The 16,366-nt window shown below is 65.8% G+C and carries 18 protein-coding genes; 6 read left to right on the top strand and 12 right to left on the bottom strand.

Features of this window, described 5'->3' with window-relative positions; all coding sequences use genetic code 11:
* The first annotated feature begins 46 nt into the window (after positions 1-46).
* Positions 47-325 (top strand): hypothetical protein, encoded by a 279-nt coding sequence (locus PV773_RS19800; RefSeq protein ID WP_347968005.1) that lies wholly within the window; start codon positions 47-49, stop codon positions 323-325.
* Positions 326-341: 16 nt separating this feature from the next.
* Here PV773_RS19800 and hdaA read toward each other — a convergent pair whose 3' ends face one another.
* Genes hdaA through PV773_RS19785 form a run of 3 tightly spaced genes read right to left on the bottom strand, consistent with a single transcriptional unit; the run spans position 342 to position 2,735 of the window.
* Entirely contained in the window at positions 342-1,049 is a 708-nt protein-coding gene (gene hdaA / locus PV773_RS19795; RefSeq protein ID WP_347968004.1) for a DnaA regulatory inactivator HdaA, read from the bottom strand.
* Entirely contained in the window at positions 1,046-2,206 is a 1,161-nt protein-coding gene (locus PV773_RS19790; RefSeq protein ID WP_347968003.1) for an AI-2E family transporter, read from the bottom strand. Before PV773_RS19790 ends, hdaA begins: the two co-directional genes overlap by 4 nt.
* Complete coding sequence (locus PV773_RS19785) at positions 2,178-2,735, bottom strand: CDP-alcohol phosphatidyltransferase family protein (protein ID WP_347968002.1); 558 nt, start codon at positions 2,733-2,735, stop codon at positions 2,178-2,180. The genes PV773_RS19790 and PV773_RS19785 overlap by 29 nt, the downstream gene beginning before the upstream one ends.
* 190 nt (positions 2,736-2,925) lie before the next feature.
* Between PV773_RS19785 and purM the strand changes: the two genes are divergently transcribed.
* The 3 genes from purM to PV773_RS19770 are packed head-to-tail and all read left to right on the top strand — an operon-like array spanning position 2,926 to position 5,233.
* Positions 2,926-3,990: a phosphoribosylformylglycinamidine cyclo-ligase gene (gene purM, locus PV773_RS19780; protein ID WP_347968001.1), complete on the top strand. Its 1,065-nt coding sequence runs from the start codon at positions 2,926-2,928 to the stop codon at positions 3,988-3,990.
* On the top strand, positions 3,987-4,694 hold the full coding sequence (purN, locus tag PV773_RS19775) for a phosphoribosylglycinamide formyltransferase (RefSeq protein ID WP_347968000.1): 708 nt from the start codon (positions 3,987-3,989) through the stop codon (positions 4,692-4,694). Before purM ends, purN begins: the two co-directional genes overlap by 4 nt.
* A 29-nt stretch (positions 4,695-4,723) precedes the next feature.
* Positions 4,724-5,233: a histidine phosphatase family protein gene (locus PV773_RS19770; RefSeq protein WP_347967999.1), complete on the top strand. Its 510-nt coding sequence runs from the start codon at positions 4,724-4,726 to the stop codon at positions 5,231-5,233.
* On the opposite strand, the gene PV773_RS19765 is transcribed toward PV773_RS19770, so the two are convergent.
* From PV773_RS19765 to PV773_RS19730, 8 genes are all read right to left on the bottom strand, one after another.
* Positions 5,230-5,820 (bottom strand): hypothetical protein, encoded by a 591-nt coding sequence (locus PV773_RS19765; RefSeq protein WP_347967998.1) that lies wholly within the window; start codon positions 5,818-5,820, stop codon positions 5,230-5,232. The two genes, PV773_RS19770 and PV773_RS19765, sit on opposite strands and share 4 nt — an antisense overlap.
* Before the next feature lie 123 nt (positions 5,821-5,943).
* The gene (locus PV773_RS19760) at positions 5,944-6,837 is read right to left on the bottom strand and encodes a cation diffusion facilitator family transporter (RefSeq protein WP_347967997.1); all 894 of its coding nucleotides are present in this window, start codon (positions 6,835-6,837) and stop codon (positions 5,944-5,946) included.
* A 25-nt stretch (positions 6,838-6,862) separates the two neighbouring features.
* Positions 6,863-8,971, bottom strand: a complete 2,109-nt coding sequence (locus PV773_RS19755; protein ID WP_347967996.1) for a molybdopterin oxidoreductase family protein — start codon at positions 8,969-8,971, stop codon at positions 6,863-6,865.
* Between the two features lie 54 nt (positions 8,972-9,025).
* On the bottom strand, positions 9,026-9,328 hold the full coding sequence (locus PV773_RS19750; protein ID WP_347967995.1) for a hypothetical protein: 303 nt from the start codon (positions 9,326-9,328) through the stop codon (positions 9,026-9,028).
* 7 nt (positions 9,329-9,335) lie between these two features.
* Positions 9,336-11,213 (bottom strand): ABC-F family ATP-binding cassette domain-containing protein, encoded by a 1,878-nt coding sequence (locus PV773_RS19745; RefSeq protein ID WP_347967994.1) that lies wholly within the window; start codon positions 11,211-11,213, stop codon positions 9,336-9,338.
* A 98-nt stretch (positions 11,214-11,311) separates the two neighbouring features.
* Positions 11,312-12,580 carry an MFS transporter gene (locus PV773_RS19740; protein WP_347967993.1) on the bottom strand — a complete coding sequence of 423 codons (1,269 nt, stop codon included), beginning with the start codon at positions 12,578-12,580 and terminating at the stop codon, positions 11,312-11,314.
* A gap of 203 nt (positions 12,581-12,783) precedes the next feature.
* On the bottom strand, positions 12,784-13,407 hold the full coding sequence (locus tag PV773_RS19735; RefSeq protein WP_347967992.1) for a hypothetical protein: 624 nt from the start codon (positions 13,405-13,407) through the stop codon (positions 12,784-12,786).
* A gap of 211 nt (positions 13,408-13,618) precedes the next feature.
* Positions 13,619-14,131: a DinB family protein gene (locus PV773_RS19730; RefSeq protein WP_347967991.1), complete on the bottom strand. Its 513-nt coding sequence runs from the start codon at positions 14,129-14,131 to the stop codon at positions 13,619-13,621.
* A gap of 63 nt (positions 14,132-14,194) precedes the next feature.
* On the opposite strand from PV773_RS19730, the gene PV773_RS19725 reads away from it, so the two are divergent.
* Together PV773_RS19725 and ndk are read left to right on the top strand one after the other, a co-directional pair.
* Entirely contained in the window at positions 14,195-14,887 is a 693-nt protein-coding gene (locus PV773_RS19725) for a glutathione S-transferase family protein (protein WP_347967990.1), read from the top strand.
* A 74-nt stretch (positions 14,888-14,961) separates the two neighbouring features.
* On the top strand, positions 14,962-15,384 hold the full coding sequence (gene ndk / locus PV773_RS19720; RefSeq protein WP_347967989.1) for a nucleoside-diphosphate kinase: 423 nt from the start codon (positions 14,962-14,964) through the stop codon (positions 15,382-15,384).
* Between the two features lie 171 nt (positions 15,385-15,555).
* Here the strand turns inward: ndk and PV773_RS19715 are convergent, their stop codons facing one another.
* Positions 15,556-16,323 (bottom strand): YbaY family lipoprotein, encoded by a 768-nt coding sequence (locus tag PV773_RS19715; RefSeq protein ID WP_347967988.1) that lies wholly within the window; start codon positions 16,321-16,323, stop codon positions 15,556-15,558.
* Between the last annotated feature and the right edge of the window lie 43 nt (positions 16,324-16,366).

Raw genomic sequence — 16,366 nt, 5'->3', positions numbered from 1 at the left:
GTTGAGCCGGGAACCTGCACATCTGTGGCGAGGAGGAGCGACCGCCATGCCATATCTCGACATCTATCTCAGTCAGCTCGCCGATCCGTTCCGCATCGGCCTGCTGATCGCCCTCGTGCTGACGGCGGCCAACACCTCAAGTCAGATCAATCGCTGGATCCCCATCGCGCTCGGCATCGTGTTCGTGGCCGTGCTGATCCCCTACAGCATCGGCGCGGGCGCGAGCGAGGGCACGGCAGCGCCGATCCTGGTCGGGCTCATTTCCAACGCAACCATCCTGGCGGTGCTATTTGCCGCCAAGGCGGCCTATGCGCGGCTGAGCTGACGCGCTCCCCTGGGGCTCAGAGCTCCAATTCGCCCTGCCCGGCGTCGAGCGCGCCGATCATCTCGGCAGCCAGCACGCGGGTGATGCGCGACTTGTGCTCCAGTGCCGCACGGTCGAGCTTCTCCACCACCCGGATCGCGGTCGACAGCGAGCGCTCGATGCGGCGGACGAGGAACTGCACCACATGCGGCTCGACATCGACCTGGCGGTCGGCGAACAGCTTGGTGATGACGCCGACGAGCAGGAGGTCGTCCGGCTCCTCGATCTCCACCGTCGCGGCAGCCTTGAGCCGCGAGGCGAGGTCGGGCAGCGACACGCCCCAGGCCGAAGGAAAGCTTCGCGCGGTGATGAGCAGGTGCGAGTGCGCGCCTCGGATCGCGTTGATGAGGTGGAACAGGCCCTCCTGATCGAGTTTACCCTGATCCGCATCATCGATCAGCACCGGCGACGCGCCGATTTCGCCCACATGGGCCACGATATCGGACGCGTCGAGCTGGATCGCGCCCGAGTGCTCGCGCCAGATGGCGGCGAGATGGGTCTTGCCCGAACCGGCAGGACCGGCCAGCAGCACCACGGGCGCGGGCCAGTCGGGCCAGCGATCGATCATGCCGACCGCCTGCAGGTTGGCGCTCGACACCACGAGGTCGTCGCGCGACAGGCCCGGCAGGTGTCCTAGGTCGAGCGGCAGCTGGCGCGGTTTTAGAGGCTCGCGCGACACGTTCATTTTTCCGGGCCGGCGTCGCCCGGCTCCTCGGCCGCGGCGTGCGTCGCATGGCCATGATAGAGCGGCGAATCGAGGTAGCGCGAGATGGCGAAGCGCACCAGCACGGCCACCGCCGCCGCCGAGGGAACGGCAACCAGCAGGCCGACGAAACCGAACATGGCGCCGAAGGCGACGAGTGCGAACATCAGCCAGACCGGGTGGAGACCGACGCTCTTTCCGACGAGACGCGGCTGCAGGATGTTGCCCTCGATGAACTGGCCGACGAAGAAGACCGCGGCCACGGCCAGGACCATGGTCCAGTCGGGCCAGAACTGGACGATGGCGACGCCGAGCGAAAGCACCAGGCCGGTCAGCGAACCGACATAGGGGATGAAGCTGATCAGGCCCGCGAACAGGCCGATGAGAACGCCGAAGTTCAAGCCCGTCAGCGTCAGCCCCACCGCATACAGGATGCCGAGCACGAGGCAGAGCGTGCCCTGCCCGCGGACGAAGCCGGCAACGGCCGTGTTGATGTCGCGAGCGATCTGCCTGACGGTGTCGACGTGGTCGCGGGGGATCCAGCTGTCGACCACGGCGACCATGCGGTCCCAGTCGAGCAGCATGTAGAACGCCACGACCGGCGTGACCACGAAAAGGCTGGCAATGGAGAACAGAGCGACGCCCGAACTCCAGATCGACTGGAAGATGGTGGTCAGGAAACCGAAGCCGGTCGTCAGCAGCGAATTGAGCCCCTCGCGCAATCCGGCCGCATCGACGCCGAAGCGCTGCTCGAGCCATTCGGGGTTGAAGTTGGTGACCAGCTGCTGGAGCTTCTCGACATAGCCCGGCACCTTGGCGGCGAAATCGGCCATCTGCGACGCCAGCACCGGAACGATGATGACCAGCGCCAGTACGAGGAAGACCAGGAAACAGACGAGGATGACCACCGTCGCCATCAGGCGCGACAGGCCGAGCCGCTGCAGGCGGTCGGCCACCGGGTCGAGGAAATAGGCGAGCGCCATGCCGGCCACGAACGGCAGCAGGATGTTGCTGAACAAATAGAGGAAGCCGACAAACAGAACGGCCGATATCAGCCAGAAGCGGATCTGCTTGCGGAAGGCCGCCGCGGCGGCAGCTTCCAGAGCCTCGTTATCGATCGGGAGTTTCGCCTTCGCCATAGCCGCTCATATGTCTCAGCCAGGCAACGAGATAGGCCGCCGCCGAAGCGGCGGTCAAGAGGCCGGAGACCGTTATCAACGCCGGGCGAAGCGGGCCGAACCCGAAACCAAACGACAATTCGGCCAGTACCAGCGCCGCAAGCACGATCTGGACGGCGGTGTTGATCTTGGAGACCATCAACGGCTTCACCACCACAGGATTGCCCATGACCGTCGACAACAGCACCGCGCAGACGATCAGCGCGTCGCGCGAGACCGCCAGCACCACCAGCCACAGCGGCAGGTGGCCCATGATGCCGAGAACGACGAAGACGCTGACCAGCAGCAGCTTGTCGGCCATCGGGTCGAGATAGGCGCCGAGCTTGGAATACTGGTTGAAGTGGCGGGCGATGAACCCGTCGACGGCATCGGACACGCCGGCGACGACGAAGCCGGCAAAGGCCCAGTCCCAGCTCCCCGTCAGCATGGCGTAGATCACGCAGGGCACCAGCACCAGTCTGCCTATCGTGATCAGGTTCGGAACAGTCACTGCTTCATCCCGCCTTTGTGTTTCTTCGAAACATGGGAGAGACTTCCGATCGCCGCAAGGGACAAGGCGCACGGCAAGCCTGTCCACGGCTTTGGCCGCTCCCAGGCATCGCATATGGCCACTGTCGCTTGCGGGACGGGTCCGTTCATGCGAATAGCGCGCAAAAGGCGCACGGCACCAGGATTTGACGATGAGCGAAGGCAAGAACGGTCTCACCTACGCGCAGGCGGGCGTCGACATCGACGCGGGCAACCTGATGGTCGAGAAGATCAAGCCGCTGGTGCGCTCGACGCGCCGGCCGGGTGCCGACAGCGAGATCGGCGGCTTCGGCGGGCTGTTCGACCTCAGGGCGGCCGGTTTCATCGACCCGATCCTGGTCGCGGCCAACGACGGCGTCGGCACCAAGCTCAAGATCGCCATCGACGCGGGCAAGCACGACACCATCGGCATCGACCTCGTCGCCATGTGCGTCAACGACATCGTCGTCCAGGGCGCCGAGCCGCTGCTGTTCCTCGACTACTTCGCCACCGGCAAGCTCGACCCCAACCAGGGCGCCGACATCGTCTCCGGCATCGCCGAGGGCTGCCGGCAGGCCGGCTGTGCGCTGATCGGCGGCGAGACCGCCGAGATGCCGGGCATGTACCACGGCAACGACTACGACCTCGCCGGCTTTGCCGTCGGCGCCGCCGAGCGCGGACAGCTGCTGCCCACCGACGACGTCGTCGAGGGCGACGTGCTGCTGGGGCTCGCCTCGTCCGGCGTCCATTCCAACGGCTACTCGCTCGTCCGCCGCATCGTCGAACAGTCCGGCCTCGGCTGGGGCGACCGCGCGCCCTTCGCCGACGGTCCGACGCTGGCGGAAGCCCTGCTCGAGCCGACCCGCATCTACGTCAAGTCGTTGCTCAAGGCGGTCCGCGAAACCCATGGCATCAAGGCGCTCGCCCACATCACCGGCGGCGGCTTCCCCGAAAACATCCCCAGGGTGCTGCCCAAGGAATTCTCGGCCGAGCTGGACCTGTCGGCCATCGAAGTGCCCGCGGTCTTCTCCTGGCTTGCCAAGACCGGCGGGGTCGCGCCGGAGGAAATGATGCGCACCTTCAACAGCGGCATCGGCATGATCGCGATCGTGGCCGCCGGCCAGGCCGCACAGGTTGCCGCCGTCCTGCAGGAAGCCGGCGAGACGGTCGCGCCCATCGGCCGCATCGTGCCGCGCCGCGACACGGGCGTCATCTATCGCGGGTCGCTGGCGCTATGAGCATTAATCGCAAGCGCACCGTCATCCTCATTTCCGGCCGCGGCTCCAACATGGCCGCCCTCATCGACGCGGCCGCCGATCCGGCTTTCCCGGCCGAGATCGTCGGCGTCATCTCCGACCAGGCCGACGCCAAGGGCCTCGGCATTGCCGCCAGCCGCGGCATCGCGACCAAGGTCGTGACCCGCGCCGACCATGCCAGCAAGGATGCGCATGACGCCGCCATCGACGCGGCACTAGCCACCTTCGGCGCCGAGATCGTGGCGCTTGCCGGCTACATGCGGCTGCTGACGACGGGTTTCGTAGAGACGTGGCAGGGCCGGATGATCAACATCCATCCCGCGCTGCTGCCCTCCTTCAGGGGCCTCGACACCCACCAGCGCGCGTTGGACGCGGGTATCCGCGTCCATGGCTGCACCGTACATTTCGTCACGCCCGCCATGGACGACGGCCCGATCATCGCCCAGGCCGCGGTTCCGGTGCTGATCGACGACGACGAGGCCACGCTCGCCGCCCGCGTGCTCAAGGCCGAGCACCGGCTCTATCCGCTGGCGCTCAAGCTGTTCGCCGAAGGCAAGGTCCGCATGGAAGGCAGCCGCTCCGCCTTCTCGGGCTTCACCGACGCCACCAGCCAGGACCACATCGCCGCTCCCACTCCGGCGCGCGAAGAGATCGACCTGGAACAACTGGCGCGCATCACGCCTTGACGGAGGCAGGCATGGCGGGGAAACGGCAATTGCTTGTCCTGCGTCATGCGAAGTCGAGCTGGGACGACGCCTCGCTCGCCGATTTCGACCGGCCGCTGGCGCCGCGCGGCGAAAAGACGGCGCCATTGATGGGCGCGGAGATCGCAAGGCGCGGCTGGCTGCCTGAGTTCGCACTCGTCTCCCCTTCCCTGCGCACCCGCGAGACCTGGCGGCTGGCCACCGCATCCTGGCCGCAGCCGCTGCCGCCGGTTACCTATCCGCAGGAACTCTACGAGGCCTCCGCCGCCGAAATCCTGGCCCAGGTCCAGTCGGTGCCGCGCACTGTCGGCACACTCCTTGTTCTAGGCCACAATCCGGGCCTCGAAACCTTCATTCGCATGCTCGCCGGCCCAGCATCGGCCGAAACCGCCCTGCGGTTGGTCGGGGCCAAATTCCCGACCGGCGCGCTTGCCCGGCTCGAACTGTCCGGCGGCTGGGATACGCGCGGCCCCGGCAGCGCGACCCTGACACATCTGCTGAGGCCGAAGGATATCGGCTAGCGCTGGTGGCCGCCGAACCTGCCGGCAAGCAGCCTCAGCACCATCGGCATGGCAATTATGGCCAAGGCGCCCAGGAACCAGGCCAGGACGATCAACGGCTTGGCGATAGTCCGGGCGAGTGCTGCGACCTGCGCGACGAAACCCGACGCCTGATCGACGTTGAGCATGCCTACGAGGCTCTGGTCCAATCCGCCGACGGTGGCGGCGTCCTTGCCGCCCTGGATGACGGCGCTGGCATTGCCCGCCAGCCAGGCACCCAGTCCGTCGACGAGGCTGTATCCCGCCCAGGCAAGCAGCGTCCACAAAGCCAGCATCGCCAGCACCATGCCGGTTCCCATCCTCGGGATTCTGGTCACGGCGCGTTGCCCGTCTTGGGATATCTGTCGCCGAGGGTCGGCCCTGCCCCATTCGACTTTCGCCGGCTTTTCCCGTTCCGGCGTGTGGCCCGGTTCCGACGTCATGCGGGCCTTGTCGATGCCGAGCGCGCCAAGCAAGTCGCTGGCCCGCCCGCCTTGCCCGTCGCCCGCGCCATGGCGCCTGGTCAGGCCGTGATTGCCGCGATGCCCGGACTTGCCGTGCCATCCCATCGGATTGCCTCCTCAACAGCAGCCGCTTCGGGCCTTCCCCGAAGCTGTCGGAAGACTAATTCCTCCAGCTGCTAGAGGTTAAAGAGGAAAAATGCCGGCGAGACAGGATGTCGCAAAGGCCGCTCAGTGGATGGTTTCCATCGGCGCGCAGTTCTCACGCTCCAGCTGCAGCGTCGTGTGGTGCAGGTCGAATTTCTGCTGCAGCTGCGCTTCGATCGCCCGGCGCACCGTCTCGGCGTCGGCGCGCTCGGCCAGCACGGCATGGGCGCTGAGCGAAGCCTTGCTCTGGGTGATCGCCCAGAGGTGCAGGTCGTGCACCGACGCGACCCCTGGCACGGAAACGATTGTCTGTTCGACCTCGGCCAGGCTCATGCCGGGGGGAACACCCTCGAGCAGGATGTTGACGCATTCCTTGAGCAGGACCCAGGTGCGCGGGAAGACCATGAAGCCGATACCCACGGCGACCAGGGAATCGACCCATTCCCAACCGGTGAGCCAGATCAGCCCGGCGCCGGCGATGACCCCGATCGAGCCCAGCATGTCGGCCCAGACCTCCAGATAGGCGCCCTTGACGTTGAGGCTCTTGTCCTTGTGCCCGGTGAGGATGCGCATCGCCACGAGATTGACCAGCAGGCCGACCACGGCGATCGCCAGCATGCCGAGCGAGGCGATCTCGGCCGGCTCGTACAGGCGCTTGTAGGCCTCGTAGAGGATGTAGAAGGCGACGCCGAGCAGCAGCAACGCGTTGAACGCCGCGGCCAGGATCTCGAAACGGGCATAACCGTAGGTGCGCAGGATGTCGGCCGGGCGGCGTCCGACACGGATCGCCAGCAGCGCTATCGCCAGCGCCATGGCGTCGGTCAGCATGTGCGCGGCGTCGGAGATCAGCGCCAGGCTGCCGGTTACGATGCCCCCCACCACCTCGGCCACCATGAAAGAGCCGGCCAAGCCGAGGGCGATCCAGAGCCGCGGCACCGGCGTGCTTTCCATGTCGACATGCTGGTGGTCGCCGCTCATCGCCTGTCTCTCTCCGGCGCCGTGGCTATGCGGCCGCGCGCACCCAGACCTTGTTGTCGTGCACGGCCGCACCGCCATAAGGTGCGGGAGCGTCGGCGCCTGTCAGCACGTTGATCCCCTCGCCGCGCTCGTGGTCCGAATTCGGCCAGATGCCCTCGGCGATGACCACGCCGCGCTTGATCCTGTCGAACAGCCGGGCATGCAGCACGACCTCGCCGCGCCTGTTGCCGACCTCGACGCGGTCTCCGGTCGCAACGCCCATGACAGCGGCGTCGTCGGGATGGATCAGCAGCTCGGGCCGCCCCTCCTTCTCGCGCGACACCGGCGTCTCGGCGAAGGTCGAGTTGAGGAAGTTGCGCGCCGGCGACGTCGCCAGCCGGAACGGATGCTCGGCATCGGCCACCTCGATCAGGTCGACATGGTCGGGGAACTCCGGCAGCCGCTGGTAGGGCCCGAAGATGCCCATGCTGCGCGGCGGCTTGTTGGGTGCGGCGCCGCCGTTCCATTGCGGCTTGAAGCGGAACTTGCCGTCGGGATGGCCGAAGCCCTTCAGGAAATGCGCGCTCTCGAATTCCGGCTGCATGTCGACCCAGCGGCTGGCCTTCAGGCCGTCGAAATCGCCGATGCCGCGCTTCTCCAGCATATGGTCGATATGCTGGCGCTCGGTCAGGCCAAAGCCGGGCATGTGCGACACGCCGAGCCGCTTGGCCAGTTCCTCTATGACATAATGGTTGGTGCGCGGGCCTGCCGGCGGGTCGATGAGCTTCGGCCCCAGCGTGATGTGCTGGTTGCCGCCACCTTTGTAGATGTCGTCGTGCTCGAGGAACATCGTTGCCGGCAGCACGACGTCGGCGAGCTTGGCCGTATCGGTCATGAACTGCTCGTGCACGCAAGCGAACAGGTCGTCGCGCATGAAGCCCTTCACGACCAGCCGCTGCTCGGGCGCGACGTTGACCGGATTGGTGTTCTGGACCAGCAGCGCCGTCACCGGCGGGCCGCCATAGAGCGCGTCCTCGGCATTGGTCAGCACCGGGCCGATACGCGAGTGGTCGAGATAGCGGATGTTGGGATCGCGAAACTTCGTGCCCTCCAAAAGCTCGCCGTTGAGCTTGAAGATGCCCGAGTTGGAATGGAAGGCGCCGCCGCCCTCATATTGCCACGCGCCCGTCACCGCGGGGATCGACAGCGCCGCATGCATGTTGACCGAGCCGTTGCGCTGGCGCGAGAAGCCATAGCCGAGGCGGAAGAACGTCTTCTTGGTCGCGCCGACGAGCCGGGCGAAGGCCTCGATCTCCTCGACCGACAGGCCGGTGATGGTGGAGGCCCATTCGGGCGTGCGCGTCGCAAGATGCGCCTCAAGCCCCTTGGGATCGTCGGTGTATTTTTCGAGGTAGGCGCGGTCGGCAAACCCTTCCTTGAAAAGCACGTGCATGACCGCGCAGGCGAGCGCGCCGTCCGTGCCGGGCTTCAGCACCAGGCCCATATCGGCCTGCTTCATCGTCGCGGTCTCGTAGATGTCGATGACGACGATCCTGGCGCCGCGCTCCTTGCGGGCCTTCACCGCATGGGTCATGACGTTGACCTGGGTGACCACCGCATTGGTGCCCCAGATCACCACGCAGTCGGACTTTGTGATCTCGCGCGGATCGGTGCCTCGCAGCGCGCCCGTGCCCATGACGTAGCCCGTCCAGGCGAGATTGGTGCAGATCGAGCCGAAGAAGCCGGAATATTTCTTGGCGTGCCGCAGCCGCTCGATGCCGTCGCGCTGCACCAGCCCCATCGTGCCGGCGTAGAAATAGGGCCAGACGGTCTCCGAGCCGTATCTTTCTTCCGCCGCGATGAACCTTTCCGCCACCAGGTCGAGCGCCGCCTCCCAGCTCGCTTCCTTCCACTGCCCCTCGCCCTTGGCGCCGGACCGGATCAGCGGCTTCAGCAGGCGGTCGGGATGATGCACGCGGTCGGCATAACGCGCGACCTTGGCGCAGATGACGCCTGCGGTGTAGCTATTGTCCTTGGCACCGTGGACGCGGCCGATGCGCTTGTCGTCGATGAGCTCGACGTCGAGGGCACAGGTCGACGGGCAGTCGTGCGGACAGGCCGAATGGCCGATCCTCATCTTGGCGTGCTGGTTCATGCGAGGGGTTTACCCCAATTTGCAAAAAGCTGGTAGCTTGCGCCAGGCACTGGTCTAAGCCATCCCGCCAAGTTTACCAATCGTCTCAAAGCGCGCCGACACCTCGGCGAAGAAAAGGCTTCGATAGCGGGCGACGTGCTCCCCTGCGTCGACCGAGATGCCTTCGAGTTCAGCGTGCGCCGACCACAAGAGATAGGCGAGTCGATAGTTTGTGTGCGGTTCACGGCTCGCTTCGGTTTGCCGAAGCAGACCCAACGTCCGTTGCGCCGCAGCGATGTCGAAGGTGCCAAAGCGCAACCGATGGAAAAAGCCGTCGGGAGAAACAAACTCCTGCTCAAGTGCAGCAAGGGCGTCCATGTCCCTCCTACTCCGCGATGCCTTCCTCGTACTCTGCCGACATCGTCAGCCACTTGTCCTCGTTCTGGCCGAGCTGGGCGCCAAGCTGCGAGCGCTCCTTGGCGAGCTGGGTCGCGGTCGTTGGGTCCCTCTCGTAGAGCTTGGGATCCGCCAGCTGGTCCTCGATGAGGTCGATGCGCTTGCGGATGCGGTCCATCAGCGCCTCGGTGGCACGGATTTCCTTGGCCAGCGGCTCGAGCGCCGCGCGCCGCGCCGCGGCCTCGCGCCTCCGGTCGGCCTTCGACGCCTTCTCCGCCTCGCGCTTGTCGCGCCGGTCGCCCGATACACCCGTCACCAGCGTCTTGTAGTCCTCGAGGTCGCCGTCATACGGATTGACCGCACCGTCCTTGACCAGCCACAGCCGGTCGGCTGTCGCCTCGAGCAGATGGCGGTCGTGGCTGATCAGGATCACCGCGCCCGGAAAGTCGTTCAGCGCCATGATCAGCGCTTCGCGGCTGTCGATGTCCAGGTGGTTGGTCGGCTCGTCGAGGATGAACAGGTTCGGTCCGTCAAAGGCGGAAAGCCCCATCAGCAGCCGCGCCTTCTCGCCGCCGGACAGATCCTTGGCGGCGGTGTTCATCTTCTCGGTGGGCAGGCCGAACTGGGCGACACGGGCACGCACCTTCGATTCCGGCGCCTCCGGCATCAGCCGACGCACGTGCTCGTAGGCGTTTTCCTCTGGGCGGAGATCGTCGAGCTGGTGCTGGGCGAAGATCGCGACCTTGAGGCCAGGCGCGATCGTCACCGATCCCGTCTCGGCCTGCAGGCGTCCGGCCAACAGCTTGGCGAAGGTCGACTTGCCGTTGCCGTTGGCGCCCAATAGCGCGATGCGGTCGTCGGCGTCGATGCGCAGCGTCATCTTCTTGAGGATCGGCTTGTCGGCCTGGTAGCCGACATTGACGCGGTCGAGCGCGACGATCGGCGAGGCAACGGTCTTCACCGGCTCTGGGAAGCTGAACGGGCGCACGTTGTCTTCGATCAGTGCTGCGATCGGCTTCATCTTCTCCAGCGCCTTGATACGCGACTGCGCCTGGCGCGCCTTGGAGGCCTTGGCGCGGAAACGATCGACGAAGGACTGCAGGTGCTTGCGCGCCGCTTCCTGCTTGACCCGGCCCTTCTCCTGCAGTTCTCGCTGCTCGGCGATCTGGCGCTCGAACTGGTCGTAGCCGCCGCGCCAGAAGGTCATCTTCTTCTGGTCGAGATGGACGATCGAGTTGACGGCGCGGTTGAGCAGGTCGCGATCGTGGCTGATCAGGAGAACCGTGTGCGGATATTTCGACACGTAGTTCTCGAGCCACAGCGTGCCTTCGAGATCGAGGTAGTTGGTCGGCTCGTCGAGCAGAAGCAGATCGGGTTCCGAGAACAGGACGGCGGCGAGCGCCACGCGCATGCGCCAGCCGCCAGAGAAGGACGACGCCGGCCGCCGTTGCGCCTCGTCGTCGAAACCCAAGCCGGCGAGAATCGTCGCCGCGCGGGCTTCCGCCGAATGCGCGTCGATGTCGGCCAGGCGGACGTGGATCTCGGCGATGCGATGCGGGTCGGTGGCCGTCTGCTCCTCGGCGAGAAGCGAGGTGCGCTCGACATCGGCCTTGAGCACGATGTCGAGCAGCGGCTCCTCGGTGCCGGGCGCTTCCTGCGCCACCTGGCCGATGCGGGTGTTCTTGGGCAGGCTGATGCTGCCGGTTTCCGAGCTGAAGTCGCCGGTGATCGCCTTGAACAGCGTGGTCTTGCCCGTGCCGTTGCGGCCGACGAGACCCGCCTTGGTGCCGGCGGGCAGGGTCAGCGACGCATGATCGAGAAGCAGACGTCCGGCAATGCGGAGGGAGAGATCGTTGATGATAAGCATGACGAGAGGGTTTCTGACGAAGTGTCACGACGATGGCAAGTGCGCGCGCACCGCACGGCGGCAACGCACGGTCGAAAATCGAAGCAGGCACCGGAGGCCTAGGCGAAAACCGGTCTGCCCATGCGGTGCATGGCGTCTCCGGCCACCTCGCCGCCGAGGCCGGCTGCGCGACCGTCCAGCGATGCGGGCGGCGGCGACGCATGGCCCAGCGCGAACAATACGGCGCTGCCCGCCGCAAGCACGGCAAAGAGCATGAACATGCCCTGCCCGCCGAAGGCGCCGAGCGCCAGCCCGCCGAGCAACGGCCCGAGGAAGTTGCCCACGGAGGCCAGTGAATGCGCACCGAAATAGGCACCGCGGTTGTCGTCGCTGGCGATCTTGTCGACCAGCACATACTCGGCCGGAACGACCAGCACCTCGCCCACGGTGAACAGCACCATGAAGCCGATCAGCATCGTCGCACTGGTGGCGAAGGCAAAACCGACCTCGCCGCCGAGGAACAGCAGGCAGCCCACGACCATTGCCTTCATCGGCCCGATCTTCTCGATCAGCAGCCGTGCCGGTGCGGTGGCCAGCACCACGACCGTGGCATTGGTGGTCACCAGCCAGGCGAAGACCTTCACCCCGTCCTCCAGGTTGGCGGTGACATATTGCGACAGCGTTACCGACCATTGCCCGTAGACGGCGAGCAGCAAGATTCCGCCGCCGAGGTAGAAGACCAGCCGGCGGTCGCGCAGGGCAGCGCCCAGGCGGCGCAGGCCCGGTAGCTGCGACGCAGCTCCGGCGGCGGCGCTACCCAAGAGAACGGCCGGCACGATGGCAAAAATCGCGGCCGAAAAGGCGAAATGCACGACGCCGGCGATGATGAACGGCGCCGCAGAATTCGCGCCAATGGCGATGCCGATCATCGGCCCCACCGCCCAGCCGGCGTTGATGACCAGGTAGCGCCACGAGAACATGCGCAGCCTGAGCCGCTCGGGAGCGGCGTCGCTCATCAGCGCCCGCGCCACCGGCTCGTAGACCGCAGCGGCGACGGAAGAGACGATATGGGCGAGCGTAAAGGCCGCGACCGACTGTGCCAGCCCCAGGCCGATCAGGCCGAGGCCGGCGAAAGCCAGCGCGACCGTCAGCACGATGCGGCGGCCGATCCGGTCGGACAGCGTTCCGGCAAACGGGCTGGCGCAGGCCCCAAGAAGCGGACCGGCGCCGATCAGCATGCCGATGGTCGCCGGGCCGAGGCCAAAGTCCCGCTGCAGGCGGATCGCGAGGAACGTCAGCGTCATGCCGCGGGCGATGGCGAGCGCGCCCGCCCCCGCGATGAGCAGCAGCACGATCGTCTGGCCAAGCTTTTCGCCTCGAGCACGCAACGTTGGTTTCCTCGCAGATGGGAAGGGCGGCCATGGCCTGCCGCATTCTCCACCGTTCTGGTCAGGCCCGCGGTGAAAGGCAAGGCACCTCGACAGGGCGAAGGCTGGTCCAGAACAGCCGATGCCGCCGCGCCGCCCGTCACGGAATCGAAACGGCCCGCCAAGGCGGGCCGCTCGAAATTTCGGGACTGTCGCGAAGACGCTCAGCGGCTGGCCGTGCGCAGCAGCTTGCAGAGTTCGCGCAGGTCGCTCTCGAAGGCCATCGGGTTCGAAAGCACCATCTTGCAGCGCTTGACGTAGGTGGCGACCTGGGCCTGCGACATACCCTTCACGACGCCCGGATTGATGCCTGGGCCGCCAGGACCACCAGGTCCGCCCGGACCGCCGGGGCCACCAGGCCCGCCGGGACCGGCAGGCCCACCGATGCCGATGTCGATATCGGCAAGCGTGTTGCCACCCAGGCCAAGAGTGGTGTTGACGTTGGCCAGGCCGCCGCCGAGATTGGCGCCGACACCCGCAGTAAGCCCACCGCTGCCGCCCACGGTCGCCTTGGTGCCTACGCCGCCACCGCCGAGCCCGATATCGACGCTCGCCCCGTTGCTGCCGCCTACGGTCGCCTTGGTGCTTGAGCCGCTGCCGCCGAACCCGATGTCGGCGTTGACCCCGCCGGAACCGCCTATGGACCCACCGACTCCTCCGGAGTCGACCGATACGCCCAGCCCGCCGCTGCGGTCACCGATTTCGATCGCGCTGACCGGCGCGCTGAGCGCGGCGAATACCATGCCCCCAGCCAATGCCGTTGCTAATGCCTTCGAAATACCAGTCATGGATGTCTCCCTGTGGTTACCAAACCCCGGCGATCCGGCCTTCTATAAAAAGGCCAGTCGCCTAACCAGCAACGCTTCGATCGGGCAAATAGTTTCGCCCAACTGCTTCACTCTGTGTTTTCTAAACAGAGAGTCAATGTGCGTCACTGAGCAGAGTAAACACATGAATCCTTTTTACAATTTGCTTTTAAAGCATAAAATTTTAAGATCATTAGGCAAAGGCGCGCCCGTCTTCCGTCCTCTGGAAATAAACCAAGTCGAGGACAGTAGACGATCTCCCCAACACTGTGAGCACCATGTGCGCCTGGCCGCGGTGGTGTGTTTGATGGTTGAAGAAATGATCGAGCGCAGGCGCCAGCCTTTGCGAGATGGTCCGCATGTCGGTCACCGTCATGTAGGTGAAGCGGCCGGCAAAGGCCTTTTCGCTCAAGCCGTTGACCCAATCCAGTATGCGCTTGTCCTCTGCCTGGCGGGCCACCCGGAGCCTGGCAAAATCGGCGTGGAGCACGGTGTCGAGCGCAGCCGGTGCATCGCCTTCGCCGCTGAAGCGCTTCATCCAGATGCGGTCGGCGACCAGCAGGTGGTTGAGCGTCCCCCGCATCGACTTGAAGAAGGCGCCGGTATCGCGGCCGAATTCCTCGTCGCTGAGATCGGCGGCGGCCTCGTAAATCCTCTCATTGGCCCATTGATTATAGGCGGCCATCATCATGAAATGCTGTTTCATCGAACTTCCTTCGGTGCTTCGAAACCTTCCAGTCCTTCCTAAGTCCATCGGAAAGCATCGCCAATGACTATTGTCTTCTACGACCTCGTGGGCCGCGACAGCTCGCGTCCGTTCAGCCCGCATTGCTGGAAAGTGGCGATGGCGCTGGCGCACAAGGGCCTCGGCCACCGCATCGTGCCGACGCGCTTCCTGGACGTGCCGCGCATCGAGGACGGCGCCTCCAAGACCATCCCGGTCATCCGCGACGGCGAAAAGACGATCGCCGACTCCTTTGCCATCGCGCTCCATCTCGAAGCGGCCTACCCGGACCGGGCGACGCTGTTCGGCGGCTCGGGTGGCAAGGCCCATGCGCGCTTCATCGAACGCTGGTCGCAGCTGACCCTGCATCCCTATCTCGCCGTCGCCGCGCTGACCGCGCTCCACGCAATGCAGGACGAACCGAACGCCGCCTATTTCCGTGCAAGTCGCGAAGCGCGCTTCGGCAAGACGCTCGAGGAGGTGACCGCGGGCCGCGACGCCGGCCTCGCAGCCTTCCGCGCGTCGCTGGAGCCGCTGCGCAACATGCTCGCCTATCAGCCCTGGATCGGCGGCGACGGTCCGCTTTTTGCCGACTATATCGTGTTCGGCGCGCTGCAGTGGGCCCGCGTCGCCTCGCCGTTCCATCTGCTCGAACAGGAAGACCCCGTTGCCGGCTGGTTCGAGCGCTGCCTCGACCTGCACGGCGGCACGGGGCGGCGCGTCGCTGCGGCAGCATAGGCCACTTGGCAATGCGGCGGGCGGCCTGTATAGAGCCCGCCACACTGCAAATCCCCAGACAACAAGGACCTATCATGGCGATCGAACGCACCTTTTCGATGATCAAGCCGGACGCAACCAAGCGCAATCTGACGGGCGCCATCACCAAGATGCTCGAGGATGCCGGCCTGCGCGTCGTTGCTTCCAAGCGCGTGTGGATGAGCCGCCGCGAGGCCGAAGGCTTCTACGCCGTCCACAAGGAACGCCCCTTCTTCGGCGAACTGGTCGAGTTCATGTCGTCGGGCCCGACGATCGTCCAGGTCCTCGAAGGCGAGAACGCCATCACCAAGAACCGCGACGTGATGGGCGCCACCAACCCGGCCAACGCTGCCGAAGGCACCATCCGCAAGGTTCATGCGCTGTCGATCGGCGAGAACTCGGTGCACGGTTCGGACGCCCCGGAGACCGCGGCCGAAGAGATCGCCTACTGGTTCTCGGGCACCGAGATCGTCGGCTGACCTGAGCCGCGGGCTTCAAGCCGCTGGCACAGAATCGAAAAGCCGGGGCATACGCCCCGGCTTTTTTCTTTTGCGCTACAGGTGCCGGCAAGCGGAAGTCGCTATCGCGATGCCGTCTCTGACCGCTGGAATTTCAACGACTTGGCTGAAATTCCGGCGAAACGGATTCAATCAGCTGCCAGCCGCAAGGCGGAGGATCGCCTTGCCGTCCTTGTCCGCCATGACCAGCTTGCCGTCGGCGATGGCGTAGGTGGCGACACGACCGAGCGCGTCGTGGAACTTGTGCTCCTGGTCCATCATAGCCTGCTCGCAGGCCATCTGCGTCGCCCCGATCTGACCGAAGGTGATGTTGTTGCCGTCGATCTTGGCGCTGCCGAAATAGCCGTTGCAGCCGCCGCGTCCGGAGACCCCACCGTCCTTGCCGATGCGCAGGGTCGATTTGGCCTTGTCGATCACGCCGCCGCCGTCGATGTCCTCGGCGACCCAGTCGCGCTCGAAGATGCCGGCCTCGTCGGCAGGCTCCGACTGGCTGACCATCTTGAGCAGCATCGACTGCGGCCCGGCCGTCAGCGGCTCGACCGAGTGGCGGACGTCGTTGATGAACCAGAGCCGGTCGTCGACGGTGATGCGGGCCTGGAGCGCGTAGCTCATGCCGCTGCGGATGGCGGCTTCATCAAACTTGACGGCGAACTTGGCCGGCACCTGGCCGGCAGGCTCGATCTTCTGCTGCCCGATGACCTTCGCCGGCGCGTCCGCCAGCGACACGTCGACCAGCTGAACCGTCAGGACCGCCTGCGGCGGCAGGGCAATGCGCTCGCGGTAAAGCACCTCGCCGCTGATCGTCTTGTCCTCGGCGGTGGCCAGCGACGGTATCGCCAGCAGGCCTACCAGCAGCGGCGCGACACCGAACACGAAATACTCTGCAAGCTTGCCCATCATGGCCATCACTCCGTCTGCTCTATTGTCCCTGCCTCTCCATTCA

Origin of the sequence: Mesorhizobium sp. CC13, assembly GCF_039907765.1 — a bacterium.
GTDB lineage: Bacteria > Pseudomonadota > Alphaproteobacteria > Rhizobiales > Rhizobiaceae > Aminobacter.
The sequence above is the reverse complement of the archived record's forward strand: the minus strand, read 5'-3'. Positions and strand labels throughout refer to the sequence as shown.